The organism is Scandinavium sp. UTDF21-P1B, from assembly GCF_040750395.1.
In the GTDB taxonomy this organism is placed as follows: Bacteria; Pseudomonadota; Gammaproteobacteria; order Enterobacterales; family Enterobacteriaceae; genus Scandinavium.
Window position 1 is genome coordinate 75,736 of sequence record NZ_JBFLVD010000018.1, and the last position, 20,391, is coordinate 96,126.

Annotated in this window: 18 protein-coding genes; 11 read left to right on the forward strand and 7 right to left on the reverse strand. The window is 56.1% G+C overall.

What is annotated here, in order from left to right:
* Positions 1-101: 101 nt before the first annotated feature.
* Complete coding sequence (locus tag AB1287_RS15530; RefSeq protein ID WP_435618353.1) at positions 102-2,135, reverse strand: alpha-amylase; 2,034 nt, start codon at positions 2,133-2,135, stop codon at positions 102-104.
* A gap of 314 nt (positions 2,136-2,449) precedes the next feature.
* On the opposite strand from AB1287_RS15530, the gene AB1287_RS15535 reads away from it, so the two are divergent.
* A complete protein-coding gene (locus AB1287_RS15535) occupies positions 2,450-3,277 on the forward strand; it encodes a protein bax (protein WP_312626811.1) in 828 nt (275 codons plus the stop codon).
* 153 nt (positions 3,278-3,430) lie between these two features.
* Here AB1287_RS15535 and xylR read toward each other — a convergent pair whose 3' ends face one another.
* From xylR to xylF, 4 genes are all read right to left on the reverse strand, one after another.
* A complete protein-coding gene (gene xylR / locus AB1287_RS15540) occupies positions 3,431-4,609 on the reverse strand; it encodes a D-xylose utilization transcriptional activator XylR (protein ID WP_312626813.1) in 1,179 nt (392 codons plus the stop codon).
* 71 nt (positions 4,610-4,680) lie between these two features.
* Positions 4,681-5,862 (reverse strand): xylose ABC transporter permease XylH, encoded by a 1,182-nt coding sequence (gene xylH, locus AB1287_RS15545; RefSeq protein WP_435618354.1) that lies wholly within the window; start codon positions 5,860-5,862, stop codon positions 4,681-4,683.
* Positions 5,840-7,381: a xylose ABC transporter ATP-binding protein gene (locus tag AB1287_RS15550; RefSeq protein ID WP_435618355.1), complete on the reverse strand. Its 1,542-nt coding sequence runs from the start codon at positions 7,379-7,381 to the stop codon at positions 5,840-5,842. Before AB1287_RS15550 ends, xylH begins: the two co-directional genes overlap by 23 nt.
* Before the next feature lie 61 nt (positions 7,382-7,442).
* Positions 7,443-8,435: a D-xylose ABC transporter substrate-binding protein gene (gene xylF / locus AB1287_RS15555; protein WP_435618469.1), complete on the reverse strand. Its 993-nt coding sequence runs from the start codon at positions 8,433-8,435 to the stop codon at positions 7,443-7,445.
* A gap of 369 nt (positions 8,436-8,804) precedes the next feature.
* On the opposite strand from xylF, the gene xylA reads away from it, so the two are divergent.
* The 4 genes from xylA to AB1287_RS15575 all read left to right on the forward strand — a co-directional run bounded on the left by xylA (position 8,805) and on the right by AB1287_RS15575 (position 13,264).
* Positions 8,805-10,127 (forward strand): xylose isomerase, encoded by a 1,323-nt coding sequence (xylA, locus tag AB1287_RS15560; RefSeq protein ID WP_435618356.1) that lies wholly within the window; start codon positions 8,805-8,807, stop codon positions 10,125-10,127.
* Positions 10,128-10,227: 100 nt separating this feature from the next.
* Positions 10,228-11,682, forward strand: coding sequence for a xylulokinase (gene xylB, locus AB1287_RS15565; RefSeq protein ID WP_435618357.1), 1,455 nt, complete (start codon positions 10,228-10,230; stop codon positions 11,680-11,682).
* Between the two features lie 89 nt (positions 11,683-11,771).
* Positions 11,772-12,311, forward strand: a complete 540-nt coding sequence (locus tag AB1287_RS15570; RefSeq protein ID WP_435618358.1) for an isochorismatase family protein — start codon at positions 11,772-11,774, stop codon at positions 12,309-12,311.
* Positions 12,308-13,264 (forward strand): GlxA family transcriptional regulator, encoded by a 957-nt coding sequence (locus AB1287_RS15575; RefSeq protein WP_435618359.1) that lies wholly within the window; start codon positions 12,308-12,310, stop codon positions 13,262-13,264. Before AB1287_RS15570 ends, AB1287_RS15575 begins: the two co-directional genes overlap by 4 nt.
* On the opposite strand, the gene AB1287_RS15580 is transcribed toward AB1287_RS15575, so the two are convergent.
* A complete protein-coding gene (locus tag AB1287_RS15580; protein WP_435618360.1) occupies positions 13,220-14,215 on the reverse strand; it encodes an acyltransferase in 996 nt (331 codons plus the stop codon). The genes AB1287_RS15575 and AB1287_RS15580 overlap by 45 nt on opposite strands.
* Before the next feature lie 185 nt (positions 14,216-14,400).
* Between AB1287_RS15580 and AB1287_RS15585 the strand changes: the two genes are divergently transcribed.
* The 5 genes from AB1287_RS15585 (at position 14,401) to AB1287_RS15605 (ending at position 18,651) form a co-directional block, all read left to right on the forward strand.
* Positions 14,401-14,703 carry a YsaB family lipoprotein gene (locus tag AB1287_RS15585; protein WP_312626822.1) on the forward strand — a complete coding sequence of 101 codons (303 nt, stop codon included), beginning with the start codon at positions 14,401-14,403 and terminating at the stop codon, positions 14,701-14,703.
* A gap of 147 nt (positions 14,704-14,850) precedes the next feature.
* Positions 14,851-15,762, forward strand: a complete 912-nt coding sequence (glyQ, locus tag AB1287_RS15590) for a glycine--tRNA ligase subunit alpha (RefSeq protein WP_004126458.1) — start codon at positions 14,851-14,853, stop codon at positions 15,760-15,762.
* Positions 15,763-15,771: 9 nt separating this feature from the next.
* Positions 15,772-17,841 (forward strand): glycine--tRNA ligase subunit beta, encoded by a 2,070-nt coding sequence (gene glyS / locus AB1287_RS15595; protein ID WP_435618361.1) that lies wholly within the window; start codon positions 15,772-15,774, stop codon positions 17,839-17,841.
* Between the two features lie 259 nt (positions 17,842-18,100).
* Positions 18,101-18,340, forward strand: a complete 240-nt coding sequence (locus tag AB1287_RS15600) for a type II toxin-antitoxin system CcdA family antitoxin (protein WP_435618362.1) — start codon at positions 18,101-18,103, stop codon at positions 18,338-18,340.
* A 2-nt stretch (positions 18,341-18,342) separates the two neighbouring features.
* Positions 18,343-18,651: a CcdB family protein gene (locus AB1287_RS15605; protein ID WP_435618363.1), complete on the forward strand. Its 309-nt coding sequence runs from the start codon at positions 18,343-18,345 to the stop codon at positions 18,649-18,651.
* 77 nt (positions 18,652-18,728) lie between these two features.
* Here AB1287_RS15605 and AB1287_RS15610 read toward each other — a convergent pair whose 3' ends face one another.
* Positions 18,729-19,016 (reverse strand): HTH-type transcriptional regulator, encoded by a 288-nt coding sequence (locus AB1287_RS15610; RefSeq protein WP_312626826.1) that lies wholly within the window; start codon positions 19,014-19,016, stop codon positions 18,729-18,731.
* 588 nt (positions 19,017-19,604) lie between these two features.
* Here AB1287_RS15610 and AB1287_RS15615 point away from each other — a divergent pair.
* Positions 19,605-20,315 carry a DUF3053 domain-containing protein gene (locus AB1287_RS15615; protein WP_312626827.1) on the forward strand — a complete coding sequence of 237 codons (711 nt, stop codon included), beginning with the start codon at positions 19,605-19,607 and terminating at the stop codon, positions 20,313-20,315.
* The last annotated feature ends 76 nt before the right edge of the window (positions 20,316-20,391 follow it).

Genomic DNA, 20,391 nt, shown 5'->3' on the forward strand with positions numbered 1-20,391 from the left:
ACTGTGAGGTGCAAACGGGTGAATGGATTCAGTGCCGGTTATTTATCCTGCATACATATGTCAGGGTGGAATAACCCTCTGTTTTAACGCAGAGGGTAAATTCAGTCTGCTTTTCCCGCCCATACCACCATTATTTTGTCGTCGCCGTGTTGGCGAACGAAACCATAACCTTGCGGTAAGGAGAGTGTGGTCTGGCTGCCTGCCCCAACGGCGGGATGGCGGGCGCGGAACTGGCCAAGTTTCTGCCAGTGCGTCACCGTGGCGGCTTCTTTTCCGCTGACGTCCTGCCAGTTCATATCCGAACGCGTGCCCTGAAGCGGGTCGGAACCGGTCGGGCCAAACGGACGGGCGGATTCATCACCGTAAAAAATCTGCACGGCGCCTGGCGCCAGCAACAGCAGTTCGGCGGCTTTGCTGCCACCTTCGCGGAACAGGCGCGTATCGTGCGAGGAAAGATAGCTCAGGACGTTGAACTGTTGCAGCTTGTCGGCCATCTGCTGCCAGGTCAGGTCGATATTCGCCAGGCAGTCCACGGCTTTGGCGGCCTGATCCTGATAATCGAAGTTGATCATCGCGTCAAAACCGTGGCGGTAATACTCGCTCTGCATCACGCCGTGCCCCCACGCTTCGCCGGTCATCCAGAACGGGGCTGCGTCCAGAACTTTGTCGGGATTGGTTTTTTTCCACTCTGTCAGCGCCGTCGCGGCCTGGGTTTTCAACTGATCCCACGCCGGAAGCTCAACGTGTTTGGCGGTATCCACCCGGAAGCCATCAATGCCGTAATCGCGTACCCACTGGCTCAGCCAGTGGGTCAGGTAATCCCGGGGTGTGAAGCCTGCAATGACTCTGGCGGCGGTATCGGGTTTGTGCTGATAAAAAATGGGCAGGCCGGATGCCACGGTAGATTCGGTTTTGAGATCGGGAAGGAAGGCCAGCGACATGGTCAGATCGTCAAAGCCGGGATTGTCGTAATCGCCGATATCGGTACGGATCCACTTTTTCCCCCACCAGTTGGCCCACGCGGTTTTGTCGCTGAAGTTGATGTAGTCGTTGAAGCTGTGCCAGCTCTGGCCCGGTCCGGGCTTCCAGTCAGTCCAGCGCTTTCCGAGCGTCTTATTCAGCTCGTCACCCTTAAGGTAGAGCGCGCCAAACTGGTATTGCTGCATATCCGCGAGCGTGGCGTAGCCGGTGTGGTTCATCACGACGTCGAACAGAATGCGGATGCCGCGCTTGTGGGCCTCATCGACAAGGCGATGCAGGTCATCCTCCGTACCCATATTGGCGTCGAGCTTTGTCCAGTCCATCGGATAATAGCCGTGATAGGCATAATGCGGGAAATCACCCTTGGTACCGCCGCCCACCCAGCCGTGAATTTGCTCCAGCGGGGAGCTTATCCACAGCGCGTTCACCCCAAGCCGCTGGAGATAATCAAGCTTGCTGGTGAGGCCCGGCAAGTCGCCACCGTGGAAGGTGCCGATCTCCTGCAAACCATCCTTGTGGCGGCCATAGCTGCTGTCGTTCTGTGGGTTGCCGTTCACGTAGCGGTCGGTGAGCACAAAATAGACGGTGGCGTTGTGCCAGCTGAAAGGGGCAGGCTGGCTGGTTTGTGCATTTTCCAGCAGCAGAAGCCCGTTGCTGCTCTCCGCAGGCTGGAGCGTTATTTTGCCGCCGCTGACGGTGGCCGTCTGCCCGCTGTAAAAATCGCGGACTTTGCTGCCTTCTGCAAAGGTTTTGGCTACATCAAGCGTTAGCGGTTTGCCATTCCTGCGTGGGCACTGGCGAACCTCTACTTTTGCACTGTCGCTGGCCTCACTTTCGACGCTCAACATCAGCGTAGGCGTGCCGGAACGGGTGTCGATCGTCAGGGTGTAAACCCCATCGCGAAACAGTCGCCACTGTGGAGCGCCACCCTGACAAGGCTTAAGCGAGAGCATTTCATTGAGTTTTATCGCGGAAGCGGGCTGCCAGCACTGTTGGTCAAAATTTAATGTCAGAGGGCGCGTACCCTTCGCCAGCGATTTTTGACTGATGAATGTTCCGCTGCCTTCAGGCGTGAAAGCGGGAAAGTCCGGCGTGCTCCAGGCGGCAGCGGCTATGCCGGGCAGAAGCAGCAGGGTCAGAGCAGCAAGTTTCATTCCGTTCACCTGTGTCAGTTTTTGGGCATTTTGCCAGCCGGTACGATGCCATCACTCCTCCTTTGGCTGCATTTAGGGGGATGACGACGCAGGGTGAGCGATCGGGCTCTAATCAGCGCAAAAATTTCTGCGATAAAGCCTGCAATTTCAGCGCCGTGAGCCGAATGAGAGTCTTTTATGCGTGACATTGTTTCGGAATTAGACTATTTCTTGGGGTGCGCTCGCAGGGTATTTTTGGTACAATTCGCGATTCATTTCGCAGTTATGTGAATAATTCAAGACGTTGGACTGATTTAATCCGACCAGGAGACCTGATGATATCGACTCCCATTCGACGATATGGGGCCACGATACTCATGTTACTCACCTGTATATTTTCAGGTGGCGTGCTGGCAAAGACGCACACAGCAACAACGAGTCACAAAGCCCCGGTAATAAAGGCAAGCAGTAGTAGTAAGGTTAGCAGTAAACAAGAGTATTCTCGCAATAGTGCAAAGAGTAGTTCACTTCCTGATTTGCGAAAATACCCTTCCGGAACACCTCGTAAAAAAGCGTTTCTCCGGACCGTAATGCCTTATATCACCAGCCAAAATGCGGCTATCACCGCCGATCGTAACTGGCTTGTTTCCAAGCAGTATGACGCTCGCTGGTCGCCTTCTGAGCGTGCGCGCCTGAAGGATATTACTAAGCGCTATAAAATCAGCTGGTCCGGGAATACGCGTAAAGTGCCGTGGAACTCGCTGCTTGAGCGTGTGGATATTATCCCTGGCAGCATGGTTGCGACCATGGCCGCAGCCGAAAGCGGCTGGGGTACGTCGAAACTTGCCCGTGCCAACAATAATCTGTTCGGCATGAAGTGTGTCAAAGGCAAGTGCCAGGCGGGTAACGGGAAAGTGAAAGGGTACTCGCAGTTTGAATCGGTGAAAGAGTCGGTTGAAGCTTACGCGGTGAATCTCAACACCCATCCGGCCTACAACTCTTTCCGTAAGTCCCGTGCGCAGCTGCGCAAAACGGACCAGGAAGTGACCGCCAGCGCCATGATCCACAAGCTGAAAGGCTATTCAACGCGCGGTTCAAGCTACAACAACTACCTGTTCAGTATGTACCAGGATAACCAGCGTCTGATTGCCGCGCATATGTAAGGCGGAAAGATTGCCCGGCAGCACTCCGTTAGCACGGGCCTGTGAGAAGTCTTGTAGGCCGGGTCAGCGAAGCGCCACCCGGCATCAATCACCGCTCAGTATCCTGAAACGCCTTCCATCGGAAGGCGTTTTTGTTTTCTGACTTTTTGTTTTTTAAATAAGGGTTTCCCCAAAACGTTCCCGGTATTCCTTCGGCGTGGTGTCGTACTCTTTTTTAAATACCGAATAGAAATACTGTAGCGACGGATAGCCGCACATCTGCGAAATTTCGTTAATAGACAACGAAGTGGATACCAGCAGACTGCGTGCTTTTTCCAGTTTCTCACTGTGGATCACCGCGTGAATGGTTTCCCCCACCTCTTCCTTAAATCGTTTTTCCAGATTTGAGCGCGAAATCCCGACCGCATCCAGCACCTGCTCCACCTTAATACCCTTGCAGGCGTTGTTGCGGATGTAGTGCATGGCCTGAATCACCGCCGGGTCGTCAAGGGAACGGTAGTCCGTAGAGCGGCGTTCGATGACGCGCACTGGCGGCACCAGCAGCCGCTGGAGCGGCAGGCGTTCATTATCCAGCAGGCGATGCAGCAGTTTTGCCGCCTGATAGCCCATCTGGCGGGTGCCCTGCGCCACGGAGGAGAGCGCCACGCGTGACAGATAGCGGGTCAGCTCTTCGTTATCGATACCAATGACGCAGAGCTTCTCCGGCACCGGAATGTGCAGATGCTCGCAGGCCTGCAAAATATGGCGCGCACGGGCGTCGGTGACGGCGATTATCCCTGTTTGCGGCGGCAGCGTTTGCAGCCAGTCTGCCAGACGGTTCTGAGCATGCTGCCAGTTTTCCGGGGCCGTTTCCTGGCCCTGATACACCACGCCGCGGTATTTTTCCTTCGCCACTATCTGGCAGAACGCGTGCTCTCGCTCCACGGCCCAGCGCTTGCCGCTGGAGGCAGGCAGGCCGTAAAACGCAAAGCGATGCACGCCTTTTTCTTTCAGGTGCAAAAAGGCGCTCTCCACCAGGGCATGATTGTCCGTGGCGATATAATGCACCGCCGGGTAGCTGTCCGGATGGTGATAAGAGCCGCCAACGCCGACGATAGGGACGTCCACATCGGCGAGCATGGCCTCAATGATTGGGTCGTCAAAATCAGCAATCACGCCATCGCCGAGCCACTCTTTGATGTTTTCAGTACGGGCGCGAAAATCCTCTTCAATAAAAATGTCCCATTCCGACTGCGACGCCTGTAAATATTCCCCCACGCCCTCCACAACCTGGCGGTCGTAGGCTTTGTTGGCGTTGAATAACAGCGTGACCCGGTGGCGCTTTTCAAACATGTTTTGCTTTCCTGAAGAGGCAAGAATGGCGATACCCGCGGGTGTCGCCATGGTAGCGGAAATGGCTGCGATCAGGCTCGCCGCTTGGTGGCCGAGTCCATCCACACCGCCAGCAGCAAAATGGCGCCCTTAACGATATATTGCCAGAAAGTCGGTACGTCCATCATGCTCATTCCGTTGTCCAGCGCGGACATAATAAACGCCCCCATTACCGCACCCGCGACGCTGCCCACGCCACCCGCCAGGCTGGTGCCGCCAATGACGCAGGCGGCGATAGCATCCAGCTCGGCAATGTTCCCTGCCGAAGGCGAGCCTGCCCCCAGACGTGAGCTCAGGATCAGCCCGGCGATAGCCACCATCAGGCCGTTGATGGCGAAGACGGCGAGCTTCGTGCGCTCCACGTTAATGCCCGACAGGCGCGCTGCTTCAAGATTGCCGCCAATGGCATAGATGCGGCGGCCAAACGCCGTACGGGTTGCCATAAACATGCCCGCCAGCAGAAGCAGGGCGAGAATGAGCACCGGGGTGGGCACGCCGCGATAGTCGTTCAGCATCCAGATGGCCCCAAGGGCAATCACCGCAGTTAACGCCTGGCGACCCACGACGCCAGTGGACGCTGAATTCGTTAACCCCAGAGACTGGCGGCGCATGCGCCCACGCCACTGCCAGGCGACAAACGCCATCAGCCCGACAACGCCGATGATGAAGCCGACGCCGTCCGGCAGGTAGCTCTGACCAATTTGCGACATCGCCGGGCTGGTAGGGGAAACGGTGGTGCCGTTGGTGATACCAATCAGGATGCCGCGAAACGCCAGCATCCCGGCAAGCGTGACGATAAACGACGGGACTTTGCGGTAGGCGACCCACCATCCGTTCCATGCACCGAGCACCAGGCCCAGCGCCAGAGTGACGATAATCGTCAGCGGCAGAGGCCAGCCCAGCCAGACGTCAAAAATTGCCGCCGCGCCGCCGAGCAGGCCCATCATCGACCCGACCGACAGGTCGATTTCCGCCGAGATAATCACAAACACCATACCCACCGCCAGAATGCCGGTGATGGCAGTCTGGCGCAGCAGGTTCGAGACGTTACGTGCGCTGAGGTACGAGCCGTCGGTGGTCCAGGTAAAGAACAGCATGATGATAACGATCGCGGCGATCATCACAAATACCTGCAAATTAAGCGTCTTTAGCCCCGCAAAGGCGGCGGGCGCTGACGCATCCAGCTTCAGTTCAGACGGCGTGTTTTTCGACATGGCGTTCACTCCTCAGGGCCGCTTCCATCACTTGTTCCTGGGTCAACTGATGGTTGACCAGGTCCGCTTTCAGTTTGCCTTCGTGCATCACCAGCACGCGGTCGCTCAGGCCCAGCACTTCCGGCAGTTCGGAAGAGATGACGATCACCGCTATGCCCTGCTGCACCAGTTGATTAATCAGTTTGTAGATTTCGTATTTCGCGCCGATATCGATGCCGCGAGTGGGCTCGTCGAGGATCAGAATGCGGGGGTTAAGCAGCAGGCAGCGGGCTAAAATGGCCTTCTGCTGGTTCCCGCCGCTGAGGCGGCCAATCGCCAGCTCCGGTGAGGAGGTTTTCACCTTCAGCCGGGAAAGGGAGTTCAGGATGCAGTTTTGCTCTGCTGCATCGTCCAGTGCGCTAAGCGGCCCCGAAAACTGGTCGAGCGCGGCGAGGGTAATATTTTTCCCCACCGCCATCACCGGCACGATGCCGTCTTTTTTACGATCTTCTGGCACCATTGCGATGCCGTGGGCAATCGCCTGCTGACAGTTAGCGATGTTCACCGCTTTGCCGTCGATAAACACTTTGCCTTCCCAACGGCCACGCCAGACGCCAAACAGGCACTGTACGGCCTCAGTTCTCCCCGCACCGACAAGACCCGCGATACCCAGAATTTCTCCGCGCCGTAGTGAGAAGGAGATGTCATTGACCCGTTTAATATGACGATTTACCGGATGCCAGGCGGTGAGGTGCTCAATACGGAGGATTTCGTCCCCCGGCGTGTGAGGTTCGTTCGGGTAAAGGGCCGTCAGCTCACGGCCGACCATCATGGTGATGATGTCGTCTTCGCTCATGCCGGTGGCGTCCCGGGTGCCGATATGTTGGCCATCGCGGATCACGCAGATGGTATCGGAAATAGCCTTCACCTCGTTAAGCTTGTGGGAGATGTAGATGCAGGCGATGCCATGGTTTTGCAGGTCGCGAATAATATTCAGCAGCACAGCGGTTTCCTGCTCGGTGAGCGAGGCCGTGGGTTCATCCAGAATCAGCAGCCGGACCTGTTTGTTCAGCGCCTTGGCGATTTCGACCAGCTGCTGCTGCCCAAGCCCTAAATCACCGACGCGTGTGTCGGGCGAAATGGCAAGACTGACCTGGGCGAGCAGCTTTTCGCAGCGCAGGGTCATCTGATCGTAATCAAGAATCCCGTGGCGGGTGATCTCTGCGCCTAAAAAGATGTTTTCCAGCACGGTCAGATGCTTAACCAGCGCCAGCTCCTGGTGAATGATGGCAATGCCCCGGCGTTCAGTGTCGCGAATGTGCCCTGCCTCCAGCGGCTCCCCGGCAAAGATAATCTCACCTTCGAAGCTGCCGTGCGGGTAAATACCGCACAGCACTTTCATTAGCGTCGACTTGCCTGAACCGTTCTCGCCGCACAGGGAAACCACTTCCCCGGCGTTCAGGCGCAGGCTGACGTTGTCTATCGCCTTCACCACCCCGAAGGTTTTGGTGATGCTTTTCATTTCAAGTAAATAAGGCATGGCGGCTCCACGTCATGTTCCACGTTATAAGCAAATGCCCCTCCTGAGAGGGGCCGCGGAATTACAGTTCACTCTTTTTGTGGAAACCGTCTTTAATCACGGTGGCGTCAATATTGGTTTTATTGACCTCAATGGGTGTGAGCAGGCGCGCGGGCACTTCTTTCAGGCCATTGTTGAGCGTGGCGTCTGATTTCGGCTGCTGACCGTTGCCAAGCTCAACCGCAATTTCTGCGGCGGTGGTGGCAAGCTGAGTAATGGGTTTATATACGGTCATCGTCTGGGTGCCCGCAATAATGCGTTTTACGCCAGCCAGGTCGGCATCCTGGCCGGAAATGGCGACTTTCCCTGCCAGGCCCTGCGCGCTCAGCGCCTGGATTGCGCCCCCGGCAGTGGCATCGTTGGAGGCGACGACAGCATCAATTTTGTTGTTGTTGGCGGTCAGCGCATTTTCCATGATTTTTAGCGCGTTTTCCGGCAGCCAGCCGTCGGCCCACTGATCGCCCACGACTTTAATTTTGCCGTTGTCGATATACGGTTTTAAGACTTTCATTTGCCCGGCACGGAACAGCTTCGCATTGTTATCCACCGGTGATCCGCCCATCAGGAAGTAGTTACCTTCAGGGACTTTATTAATGAGGCTTTGTGCCTGCATTTCACCGACTTTTTCGTTATCAAAGGAAATATAGAAATCAATATCAGCATTATTAATCATACGGTCATAGGCCAGCACTTTAATGCCTTCCTGTTTTGCTTCTTTAATAACGTTGCTTAATGCCTGACCGTTGTAAGGAATAATGACTAATACATCCACGCCGCGGTTAATCATATTTTCAATCTGCGACATTTGCGTTTCTTCATTGCCGTTAGCAGATTGTACAAATACTTTTGCACCTAAAGATTCGGCTTTATTCACAAAGATATCACGATCTTTTTGCCAGCGTTCAAGACGCAGGTCGTCGATCGCCATGCCGATTTTGACTTCCTTAGCGATACCCGCAAAGCTTGTCAGCAGCAGCGAGGCGCAAAGCGTGAGGCAAAGTTTTTTCATTTTCATCATCGTAGGGCCTTTTGTCGGTACGTAGGGGTGATACTGGTGAAAAAAGAAACAAGCACGATGGACACGCTGCAAATTTTTAGCACGGTCGAGATTTATGGCAATTACAGATTTTTATCTTCTGATTACGATATTTGGTTTATTTTCCGAATTATGACCGCGATCGAATTTTAAATCGTTTCAGCCTTTTGTTGCATGGATGTATGGAAGCGCGATCGTAAAAGAAAAGCGTGGCGGATATTTTGCGAGCCAGCGCACGTTTGTGGATTCTCTTAATCGCAGTGTGAAATAACGTAATTGAGCAACCGCAAATCAGGTAACAGTATTACTGCACAACCTGGTATTCGCCGCGTCTAATGGAGTTCAATTATGCAAGCTTATTTCGACCAACTCGATCGTGTTCGTTATGAAGGCCCGACATCGCAAAATCCGCTGGCTTTTCGCCACTACAACCCGGACGAGCTGGTGCTCGGCAAGCGCATGGAAGATCACCTGCGGTTCGCGGCGTGCTACTGGCATACCTTCTGCTGGAATGGCGCAGATATGTTTGGCGTGGGCTCGTTTGACCGCCCGTGGCAGCAGCCCGGCGAAGCGCTGGCGCTGGCAAAGCGTAAGGCTGACGTGGCGTTTGAATTCTTCCTCAAGCTGAACGTGCCGTACTACTGCTTCCACGACGTAGACGTGTCGCCAGAGGGCGCCTCGCTGAAGGAATATCTTAATAACTTTGCGCAGATGGTCGACGTGCTGGCCGAAAAGCAGCAGCAAAGCGGCGTGAAGCTGCTGTGGGGTACCGCCAACTGCTTCACCCATCCGCGCTACGGCGCAGGCGCGGCCACCAATCCGGATCCGGAAGTGTTCAGCTGGGCCGCCACGCAGGTGGTGACGGCAATGAACGCCACCCATCAGCTCGGTGGCGAAAACTACGTCCTGTGGGGCGGGCGTGAAGGGTATGAAACGCTGCTGAATACCGACCTGCGCCAGGAGCGCGAACAGATTGGCCGCTTCATGCAGATGGTGGTTGAGCACAAACACAAAATTGGCTTCCGCGGCACGTTGCTTATTGAGCCGAAACCGCAGGAGCCGACCAAGCACCAGTACGACTATGATGCGGCGACCGTTTATGGCTTCCTGAAGCAGTTTGGTCTGGAAAAAGAGATTAAGCTCAATATCGAGGCCAACCACGCGACGCTCGCGGGCCATTCGTTCCACCATGAAATTGCCACGGCTATCGCGCTGGGGCTGTTCGGCTCAGTGGACGCCAACCGCGGCGATGCGCAGCTTGGCTGGGATACCGATCAGTTCCCGAACAGCGTGGAAGAAAATGCGCTGGTGATGTATGAAATTATCAAAGCGGGTGGTTTTACCACCGGCGGCCTGAACTTTGATGCCAAAGTGCGTCGCCAGAGCACAGATAAATATGATCTGTTCTACGGTCATATTGGTGCTATGGACACCATGGCGCTGGCGCTGAAGGTGGCGGCCCGCATGATTGAAGACGGTGAGCTGGATAAGCGCGTGGCGCGCCGCTATGCGGGCTGGAATGGTGAGCTGGGCCAGCAGATCCTGAAAGGGCAGATGTCGCTGACGGACATTGCAAAATACGCCGAGCAGCATAGTCTTGCTCCGCAGCACCATAGCGGGCACCAGGAGCTGCTGGAGAACCTGGTTAACCATTATCTGTTTGATAAGTAATACCCGATCGCCCGGTGGCGCGATGCTTACCGGGCCTACAAAATCTGTAGGCCGGTGCAAGCGTAGCGCCGCCCGGCACGTTGATTATGGAGAAGCCGCTATGTATATCGGGATCGACCTCGGCACATCCGGGGTAAAAGTCATTCTGCTCAGCGAGCAGGGTGATTTGTTGGCTACGCAGACGGAGAAGCTCACGGTCTCGCGTCCGTTTCCGCTGTGGTCGGAACAGGATCCTGAGAGCTGGTGGCGGGCTACGGATAGCGCAATGAAAGCGTTAGGCGCTCAGCATTCTCTCGCCGGAGTGAAAGCCCTGAGCATTGCCGGGCAAATGCATGGCGCAACGCTGCTTGATAAGCATCAGCGCGTGCTGCGTCCGGCCATTTTGTGGAACGACGGGCGCTGCGCTGAAGAGTGCGTCATGCTTGAAAAGGCTGTCCCTCGCTCGCGGGAAATTACCGGCAACCTGATGATGCCTGGCTTTACGGCACCGAAGCTGCTGTGGGTACAGCGCCATGAACCAGATGTGTTCCGCAAAGTGGATAAGGTGCTGTTGCCAAAAGATTATCTTCGTCTGCGCATGACCGGCGATTTCGCCAGCGATATGTCGGACGCGGCGGGCACGATGTGGATGGACGTGGCAAAGCGCGACTGGAGCGACGAGATGCTTCAGGCGTGCGGCTTAACGCGCGATAACATGCCTGCCTTGTTTGAGGGCTGCGACATCACCGGCGCGCTTTTGCCGTCGGTAGCCCAGGCCTGGAATATGCCTGCGGTGCCCGTTGTTGCAGGCGGTGGCGATAATGCTGCGGGTGCAGTTGGCGTCGGCATGGTCGACGCGGGCCAGGCCATGTTATCGCTGGGTACGTCGGGGGTTTATTTTGCCGTCAGCAACGGTTTTCTCAGCAAGCCTGAGAGCGCGGTGCACAGCTTCTGCCACGCCTTGCCCGGCCGATGGCATCTGATGTCGGTGATGCTAAGTGCAGCCTCATGCCTTGACTGGGCCGCGAAACTGACCGGGATCGGCGACGTTCCTGCACTGCTGGCTGCCGCACAAACGGCAGATAAAAATGCCGATCCGGTGTGGTTTTTACCGTACCTGTCCGGCGAGCGCACGCCACACAACAACCCGAATGCGAAGGGCGTCTTTTTCGGTCTGACCCATCAACATGGCCCGGCGGAGCTGGCGCTGGCAGTACTGGAAGGTGTGGGCTTTGCGCTGGCGGACGGTATGGATGTTGTTCACGACTGCGGCATTAAGCCAGACAGCGTGACGCTGATTGGCGGCGGTGCCCGCAGTGCCTACTGGCGGCAAATGCTGGCGGATATCAGCGGTATCGCGCTGGAATACCGTACCGGTGGCGACGTGGGGCCCGCACTGGGTGCCGCGCGCCTTGCTCAGCTTGCCCTGCATTCCGGTAAACCGTATACCGACCTGCTGCCGCAGCTCACGCTGGAGCAGACGCATCAGCCTGATGCGCCGCAGCATGCCGCCTATGCGCCACGTCGCGAAACCTTCCGCCAGCTTTATCGGCAGCTCAAGCCGCTGATGTCCTGAAGCAGCGTTTAGCTGTCCTTTTTTGACCTTATCAGGCCGCCTGTTCGTGTCCACAATGGCTCTACACCGACACGAACAGGAGTCTGACTATGTCCCGCACCGCATTAATTAACATTGATACCCAGCAGTCCTTCGAGCATCGCGCCTTCTGGCAAACCGCCGATTTTCCTGCCTTCCAGGCGTCAATGCTGGCGCTGATTGCAGGCTGTCAGCAGCGTAACGTGCCCGTTGTGGATATCTTCCACGTTGACGATCGGGGTGTCTTCTCGCTTGAGAGTGGTTTCGTTAAGCCGATGTCCTTTTTACGTCATCAGCCTGATGTGGTTTTCCACAAACACGTCCATAATGCTTTTACCGATACCGGGCTGGATTTCTGGTTACGCAGCCGCGACATCAATCATCTGATCATCTGCGGCATGCGCACCGAACAGTGCTGTGAAACCACCACGCGCGTGGCTTCCGATCTGGGCTACGAGGTGACCTTTGTTACCGAAGCGACGCTGACCTTCCCGATGACCCACAAAGGCGTTACGCTGGATGTTGAAACGTTGCGCCACCGCACTGAAACCGTGCTGGCCGGGCGCTTTGCCACCCCCAAAACCGTTGCGGAGACGCTTGAATCGCTATGACCACTGACGTCTGGTTCGTGATGCTGCCCGGAGTGCTGTCGCTGGATATGACCGGCCCGGCAGAAACGTTCGTGCTGGCGGGGGAGGCGTTTCGCCTGCACTACATCGGGCCAGACGTGGAAGTACCCACCTCCATCGGCATGACGATGGGCAATATTCAGCCGCTGCCGGACAGGCTTCCGCCGGGCAGCCTGCTGGTGCTGCCCGGCGTCTGCGATTCAAACCACTTCTTTTCCACGCCGCAGGCAGAGCTGGCCCGCCGTTGGCTGACGCGCCAGCAGCCGCAGCTGCATGCGCGGGAGATCGCGCTGATGTGCGTCTGTTCCGGCTCGCTGCTGGCGGCGAAAGCCGGACTGCTGCACGGCGTGCAGTGCACCACCCATCATGATGTGATTTCACGCCTGAAGGCTGCGGCACCAGGGGCGATCGTTAAAGAGAACCGCATTTTTATTGAGGATAAAGGCATCTGGACCAGCGCCGGGATCACCTCCGGTATCGATCTGGCGCTGCATCTTATCAACCGGTTATACGGCCCGGAACGAGCAATGGCGGTGGCGCGGGAGATGGTGGTGTGGTTTCGTCGCTCCGGGGATGACCCGCAGCTTTCGCCCTGGCTGCGCTACCGTAACCACCTGCATCCGGCCATTCACCGTGCGCAGGATGCATTAACCGCAGCTCCACAACGTGCCTGGCCGCTGGTGGACATTGCCGGGCAGGCGCACGTCACGCCGCGCCATCTGACGCGGTTGTTCAGGCAGCATCTGGGCATCAGCGTGCGGGATTATCTGGAGCAGCTCCGGCTGGCGCTCGCTGAACAGCAGCTGTTGCAGGGGCGCGGTATGGAACAGGCGGCGCTGGCGGCAGGGTTCACCTCGGCACGCCAGCTGCATCGCGCCCGTTCCCGGGCGTCAGCTCACCAACCGACGAGCGTCGAGCCGCTGCACCAGCATTGAGAGCAGCAGGCTGCCCGCCACCGTGGCGCAGAAAATCCACAGGATATCGAGCAGCGGCCAGCTTTTCAGCTCAATGCCGCCTGAACGCAGCGCGTGGATGATCAGCGCATGGAAGCCGTAAATCCCCAGAGAATGCTGCGAAATGAGGCTTAATCCGGGCAGTTCGCGGCTGTCCAGCGTGTTTTTCACAAAGGTGAATAACGTGACGGCGCAAATAAACACCATCGGCCCGGCGTAGAGATACCAGGTATCGGCGAAATTGCCACGCCATTTCAGCTCGTGCAGCGTACCGCGTGAAATAATCCAGACCGATGCGACAAACAGGCCCGCGCAAAGCAGCGTCAGCGGCTTTTTATCGGTGTTCATCATCCCCAGCGCACGGCCTAAGAGGCCATAGAGCACGTAGTAAAACGTGTCGCCGTCGATATACAAATTGACCGGCAGCCATTCAAATCCGCCCGTTTTCACCGGCACCGTGTTGGGGTTAGCGACCACGCCGAGCACGACCATCAATGCCATCAGCATCCAGCCGTTGACGCTTTTCACCTGAATTAAGGGAGAAAGTAGGTAAATCACGAAAATTGCGAAGAAAAACCACAGATGATAGAACACGGGCTTTTGCAGCAGATGCTTCAGCGACAGCTCCGCGTTGATGTGGGTGAACAGCAGGATGTAAGCCAGCGCGATGGCGCTGTAAAACAGCAGGCACAGGCCGATACGCAGGAAGTGACGCGGCGCGGCGCTGCGTTCACCAAAAAACAGGTAGCCGGAAATCATGAAAAAGAGCGGCACGCTGACGCGGGAGGCGGAGTTAAGCAGATTGGCGATATCCCAGTTGAGCAGGCTGGTGCTGTGGGCGTTGGTGACATACCAGGTGGTGGTATGGATCATCACTACCATCAGGCAGGCAATCCCTCGCAGGTTGTTAATCCAGCTAATCTTTCCTGACATCGGTTCCTCAGTTCGGTGCTAAAAAAAGTCTGACCGGCGCGTCCGGCCATTGTCCCTCTGGAAAAATCTGAGTTTACCGCGGATGGCTTGTCGACCAGGGAACGGATTCGCAGAATGCAGAGTCAGAAAAACACTCTAGTCTTAAAAGTGACAATAACAGGCAAAGAATAAGGCCGTAACGAAAAATGATGATGAAGTATTTCCTGGCGCTGCTGATGGCTGCGCTACTTGCAGGGTGTAGCGCGCCAAAAGCGCCGGAGCAAAAAGCGCAAAGGGCGAAAATCGATTCGACCCGTTCGCTGAATATGGAACAGCTTTGCAAAGACAAAGCGGCAGAACGCTATAACACGGGGGCACAAAAGGTTGACGTCACCGGCTTCGAGCAGTTTCAGGGCAGCTACGAGCTTAAAGGCTATACGCCGAAGAATGAGAGCTTCGTCTGCTCTTTTGATGCTGATGGCCAATTTTTGCACCTTTCGATGCGCTAAGCAGCGAGGATGCAGGAGGGAAATGCCCGTCATTTCCCCACTATTCCCTCAATTTTCCTGCAACAACTGTCATTCATACTGTATATCTCGCAGCCAGCGGGTATACTTGACCCTTCCTTAATTCCACACGTATCCAGCACGAAAAATATGCAAAAGTTTGATACCAGGACTTTCCAGGGCCTGATCCTGACCTTACAGGATTACTGGGCTCGTCAGGGCTGCACCATTGTTCAACCACTGGACATGGAAGTCGGCGCTGGCACCTCCCATCCGATGACCTGTCTGCGCGCGCTCGGCCCGGAGCCGATGGCGACTGCTTACGTGCAGCCGTCCCGCCGCCCGACCGATGGTCGCTATGGCGAAAACCCGAACCGTTTACAGCACTACTATCAGTTCCAGGTGGTGATTAAGCCATCGCCGGACAACATTCAGGAGCTGTACCTCGGATCCCTGAAAGAGCTGGGTATGGACCCGACCATCCACGACATCCGCTTCGTGGAAGATAACTGGGAAAACCCAACGCTGGGCGCCTGGGGTCTGGGCTGGGAAGTGTGGCTGAACGGCATGGAAGTGACGCAGTTCACCTACTTCCAGCAGGTTGGCGGCCTGGAGTGTAAGCCGGTGACCGGCGAAATCACCTACGGTCTGGAGCGTCTGGCAATGTACATTCAGGGCGTAGACAGCGTTTACGACCTCGTCTGGAGCGACGGCCCGCTGGGTAAAACCACCTACGGCGACGTGTTCCATCAGAACGAAGTGGAGCAGTCCACCTATAACTTCGAATACGCCGACGTCGACTTCCTGTTCTCCTGCTTCGAGCAGTACGAGAAGGAAGCACAGCAGCTGCTGGCGCTGGAAAACCCGCTGCCGCTGCCTGCCTATGAGCGTATTCTGAAGGCCGCGCACAGCTTCAATCTGCTCGACGCGCGTAAAGCCATCTCCGTCACCGAGCGTCAGCGCTATATTCTGCGCATTCGCACCCTGACCAAAGCCGTGGCAGAAGCCTATTACGCTTCCCGTGAAGCCCTTGGCTTCCCGATGTGCAACAAGAATAAATAAGAGGCGGCCATGTCTGAAAAAACTTTCCTGGTGGAAATCGGCACCGAAGAGCTGCCACCAAAAGCCCTGCGCAGCCTGGCGGAATCCTTTGCTGCGAACTTCACTGCTGAGCTGGATAACGCCGGTCTTGCCCGCGGCAACGTTGAGTGGTTCGCTGCTCCTCGCCGTCTGGCGCTGAAGGTCGCTGGCCTTGCGGCGGCGCAGCCCGATCGCGAAGTTGAAAAACGCGGCCCGGCGGTTTCTGCGGCGTTTGATGCCGAAGGCAAACCGAGCAAAGCGGCTGAAGGCTGGGCGCGCGGCTGCGGCATCACCGTAGACCAGGCCGAGCGCATGGCAACCGACAAAGGTGAATGGCTGCTGTATCGCGCCCATGTTAAAGGCGAAAGCGCAGAAGCGCTGCTGCCGAACATGGTAGCGACGTCGCTGGCGAAGCTGCCTATTCCGAAACTGATGCGCTGGGGCGCGTCCGACGTGCAGTTCGTGCGTCCGGTTCACACCGTGACCCTGCTGCTGGGCGATAAAGTTGTTCCGGCAACGATTCTCGGCATCGACTCCGATCGCGTGATCCGCGGCCATCGCTTTATGGGCGAGCCGGAATTCACCATCGATAACGCCGATCAGTACCCGCAAATTCTGCTGGAGCGCGGCAAAGTTATTGCTGACTACGAAGCGCGTAAAGCCACCATCAAAGCGGATGCTGAAGCCGCAGCACGCAAAATCGGCGGCAACGCCGATCTGAGCGAAAGCCTGCTGGAAGAAGTGACCTCGCTGGTGGAATGGCCGGTTGTGCTGACCGCGAAGTTCGAAGAGAAATTCCTCGCGGTGCCTGCGGAAGCGCTGGTCTACACCATGAAAGGTGACCAGAAGTACTTCCCGGTCTACGGCAACGACGGCAAGCTGCTGCCAAACTTCATCTTCGTGTCGAACATCGAATCCAAAGATCCGATCCAGATTATCTCCGGTAACGAGAAAGTGGTTCGTCCACGCCTGGCGGATGCGGAGTTCTTCTTCAACACCGACCGTAAAAAGCGTCTGGAAGACAACCTGCCGCGCCTGCAAACCGTGCTGTTCCAGCAGCAGCTCGGCACCCTGCGTGACAAAACTGACCGCATTCAGGCCCTGGCGGGCTGGATTGCCGGGCAGATTGGCGCAGATGTGAATCATGCAACCCGTGCAGGTCTGCTCTCCAAGTGCGACCTGATGACCAACATGGTGTTCGAATTTACCGACACTCAGGGCATCATGGGCATGCACTATGCGCGTCACGACGGCGAAGCCGAAGACGTGGCCGTTGCGCTGAACGAGCAGTATCAGCCGCGCTTCGCGGGTGACGATCTGCCGTCTAATCCGGTTGCGTGCGCTGTCGCGATTGCCGACAAAATGGATACCCTCGCGGGCATCTTCGGCATTGGCCAGCATCCGAAAGGCGATAAAGACCCGTTTGCGCTGCGTCGTGCCGCGCTTGGCGTACTGCGTATCATCGTTGAGAAGAACCTGAACCTCGATCTGCAAACGCTGACCGAAGAAGCGGTGCGTCTGTACGGCGACAAGCTGACCAACGCGAAGGTTGTGGATGAGGTCATCGACTTTATGCTGGGCCGCTTCCGTGCCTGGTATCAGGACGAAGGCTTCAGCGTCGATACCATCCAGGCCGTGCTGGCGCGTCGTCCGACTCGCCCGGCAGACTTCGATGCGCGCATGAAGGCGGTTTCGCACTTCCGTACGCTGGAAGAAGCGGCGGCGCTGGCGGCAGCCAACAAGCGCGTGTCCAACATTCTCGCAAAATCCGAAGAGACGCTGAACGATACCGTTCATGCCTCCGTGCTGAAAGAAGCCGCAGAGATCAAGCTGGCGACCCATCTGGTTGTCCTGCGCGATAAACTGCAGCCGTTCTTCGCCGAAGGCCGCTATCAGGAAGCGCTGGTTGAGCTGGCCGCCCTGCGTGAGCCGGTGGACGAGTTCTTCGAGAACGTGATGGTGAATGCCGAAGATAAAGACGTGCGTATCAACCGCCTGACGCTGCTGACTAAGCTGCGTGAACTGTTCCTGCAGGTTGCGGATATTTCGCTGCTTCAGTAATTGGTTTTCCGCATGTCAGAAACCCGCCACTCGGCGGGTTTTTTTATGACTGGGGTTTTACGACAACGCGGGGGAATATTCGTGTTTTTACGAGCCTCCACGCAGATTCTCTCTGGCGACAGCATACTGTGTATGCCTGCGTGTTAGCATGAGCTGGCATTGTTGCTCAACTGTCCTTTCACTGCGGTGGAATGGTTATGTGAGCAAATTTTGCTCATAATGACAGGTGCAGTTTACACGTGTAATAAGGGGGGCCGGTATGCCAGTCGTGCATGTTCGACATAAAAAAACGGTGAGCGTCACGCTTGAACCTGGATTACTTCAGCAGGCGCGCGATGCGGGACTCAATCTCTCAGCGGTGCTGACTGACGCGTTGAAGCAGGCGATTGATGCCTCAGGGAATGAACGCTGGAAACAGGAAAATCGGGCCGGGCTGCAGGAGCTCAACCTGATTTCCGATGAGCATGAGCTCCTGTCCGATGATTTCAGGACGTTTTAGCGATGCAGTACGTTGTCTATCGTAATAACGGGAATCGTCAGGCCTACCCTTATTTGCTGGATGTTCAAAGCGACATCATTGAAGAACTTAACACCCGCATCGTGATCCCTCTGTATCCGGTGAGCAGGTTAACCGCACCGCCTGTCCGGCGCTTAACGCCCATTCTGAACGTTGAAGGGACAGACTATCTGGTGATGACCCATGAAATGGCCAGCGTGCGGATGGCCCAGATTGGGGATCAAGTGATGAATGCGCGCCCCTGGCGGCAGAACATTAAAAATGCGCTGGATTTTGTTTTTGATGATTTTTGAACGATTCCTGCCAGCGTATTTGCTGACGGAAAACAAAAACCCCCGTACTGGCGGGGGCTGATAAAGCGGTAATGCTTTCAGACGGGCTGTTTACTACCGGCAAGATTTGCCTGAATTAAGCGCATCAGCATCAGTTCGGAGGCCGTCGGCTTTTCTCGTCTTGATTCCCACTCCTGCACCATGCTCACGCTGACGCCCATTGCGCGGGCGAAATCATCAATCTTTAAACCGGAGCCTTTACGCAGTTGCTCAAACTCGGTAAAGGCAGTGGGCTTTTGTGTCAGGGTAATACGTTGTGAATCGTCTTTAAAAACAATGTTTTCCAGACTACTCAGCAGTTCAGACATCGGATCTTTATATTCCATTGAGAACTCCTCTGGAGGGCCTAATGAGATTGTTATTTTTGGCAAGCTCATTAAGCGTAGTCAGTAAAAAGGATGAGGTGTTGTCACGGGAGTGATTATTCGTGCGATATATTTTCCCTGACGCGTTTCAGCCAGATGTCCGCCAGAACTAATTATCTGATAAAGAAACGGGAAAGTTGTTCAGCACTTTTTTTGTAAATCGACAGTAAAAAAACGCAAAAGGGCGGGCGTGATGTCCCGTGTCCGCGATCAGGCTTTTGCGTTGCCTTTGGTCGTAGAGCGTTGTTCAACAACGTGCTGGTCGGGGGATGCGTACGATTATCGTACCGCGTGGGGAAGAAACAGCCATGGTACTGCATAAACGGCCATTAATTCATGGCGTTATCTAATGCATGTTGAGGAAGAGAAATCTTATAAATTGTGATGAAGGCAATAAATAACTAACCTTTTCCGCGATGATGACAGGCCGGTGACTTTTCCCTCCAGGAATGCAGGAAAGAGTATCCTGTAAGGCTTACCTCGACTATCCTTGTCAGCGTCAGGCACGTGTGTGCCAGTTTGCGCTTTTTTGGCTGAAGGAGTATGAAAATGGCGACAGGAAAGTCCTGCTCTCGCTGGTTTGCGTCCGTGGTGGCGTTATTGATGGTAGTTAGCCTGAGTGGGTGTTTCGATAAAGAAGGCGATCAGCGCAAAGCGTTTATCGACTTCCTGCAAAATTCCGCGATGCGGAGTGGGGAACGTCTGCCGACGCTGACCACCGATCAGAAAAAGCAGTTTGGTCCGTTCGTCTCCGATTATGCGGTGATCTACGGCTATTCACAGCAGGTGAGCCAGGCGATGGATGCAGGTCTGCGTCCGGTTGTCGACAGCGTGAACGCCATCCGCGTGCCGCAGGATTACATGACTCAGCGCGAGCCGCTGCGTCAGGCGAACGGTGCACTCGGCGTCCTGAGCCAGCAGCTTGAAAACGCCAAAATGCAGGCCGATGCCGCACACTCTGCCCTGAAGCAGAGCGACGATCTGAAACCTGTGTTTGACCAGGTGTACAACAAGGTGGTGACCCAGCCTGCGACTGCGATGCAGCCGCTGATCCCGGCCGCACAGATCTTCACCCAGCAGCTGGTGCAGGTGGGCGATTTTGTCGCACAGCAGGGCACGCAGGTGAGCTTTGTGGCGAACGGCATTCAGTTCCCGACCTCGCAGCAGGCAAGCCAGTACAACTCGCTGATTGGCCCACTGGCTTCCCAGCATCAGGCGTTTAACCAGGCCTGGACCGCGGCGGTTAACGCCACGCGTTAATGTGCCGATAGTGCCCGGTGGCGCTGTGCTTACCGGGCCGACAAACTTATCCGGCCTACGCGTAGGCCCGGCAAAC

What these genes read in the sequence shown, in the direction of transcription:
- AB1287_RS15530 (WP_435618353.1), bottom strand. Translation starts at nt 2,135, where the DNA reads ATGAAACTTGCTGCTCTGACCCTGCTGCTTCTGCCCGGCATAGCCGCT.
- AB1287_RS15535 (WP_312626811.1), top strand. Translation starts at nt 2,450, where the DNA reads ATGATATCGACTCCCATTCGACGATATGGGGCCACGATACTCATGTTA.
- xylR (WP_312626813.1), bottom strand. Translation starts at nt 4,609, where the DNA reads ATGTTTGAAAAGCGCCACCGGGTCACGCTGTTATTCAACGCCAACAAA.
- xylH (WP_435618354.1), bottom strand. Translation starts at nt 5,862, where the DNA reads ATGTCGAAAAACACGCCGTCTGAACTGAAGCTGGATGCGTCAGCGCCC.
- AB1287_RS15550 (WP_435618355.1), bottom strand. Translation starts at nt 7,381, where the DNA reads ATGCCTTATTTACTTGAAATGAAAAGCATCACCAAAACCTTCGGGGTG.
- xylF (WP_435618469.1), bottom strand. Translation starts at nt 8,435, where the DNA reads ATGAAAATGAAAAAACTTTGCCTCACGCTTTGCGCCTCGCTGCTGCTG.
- xylA (WP_435618356.1), top strand. Translation starts at nt 8,805, where the DNA reads ATGCAAGCTTATTTCGACCAACTCGATCGTGTTCGTTATGAAGGCCCG.
- xylB (WP_435618357.1), top strand. Translation starts at nt 10,228, where the DNA reads ATGTATATCGGGATCGACCTCGGCACATCCGGGGTAAAAGTCATTCTG.
- AB1287_RS15570 (WP_435618358.1), top strand. Translation starts at nt 11,772, where the DNA reads ATGTCCCGCACCGCATTAATTAACATTGATACCCAGCAGTCCTTCGAG.
- AB1287_RS15575 (WP_435618359.1), top strand. Translation starts at nt 12,308, where the DNA reads ATGACCACTGACGTCTGGTTCGTGATGCTGCCCGGAGTGCTGTCGCTG.
- AB1287_RS15580 (WP_435618360.1), bottom strand. Translation starts at nt 14,215, where the DNA reads ATGTCAGGAAAGATTAGCTGGATTAACAACCTGCGAGGGATTGCCTGC.
- AB1287_RS15585 (WP_312626822.1), top strand. Translation starts at nt 14,401, where the DNA reads ATGATGATGAAGTATTTCCTGGCGCTGCTGATGGCTGCGCTACTTGCA.
- glyQ (WP_004126458.1), top strand. Translation starts at nt 14,851, where the DNA reads ATGCAAAAGTTTGATACCAGGACTTTCCAGGGCCTGATCCTGACCTTA.
- glyS (WP_435618361.1), top strand. Translation starts at nt 15,772, where the DNA reads ATGTCTGAAAAAACTTTCCTGGTGGAAATCGGCACCGAAGAGCTGCCA.
- AB1287_RS15600 (WP_435618362.1), top strand. Translation starts at nt 18,101, where the DNA reads ATGCCAGTCGTGCATGTTCGACATAAAAAAACGGTGAGCGTCACGCTT.
- AB1287_RS15605 (WP_435618363.1), top strand. Translation starts at nt 18,343, where the DNA reads ATGCAGTACGTTGTCTATCGTAATAACGGGAATCGTCAGGCCTACCCT.
- AB1287_RS15610 (WP_312626826.1), bottom strand. Translation starts at nt 19,016, where the DNA reads ATGGAATATAAAGATCCGATGTCTGAACTGCTGAGTAGTCTGGAAAAC.
- AB1287_RS15615 (WP_312626827.1), top strand. Translation starts at nt 19,605, where the DNA reads ATGGCGACAGGAAAGTCCTGCTCTCGCTGGTTTGCGTCCGTGGTGGCG.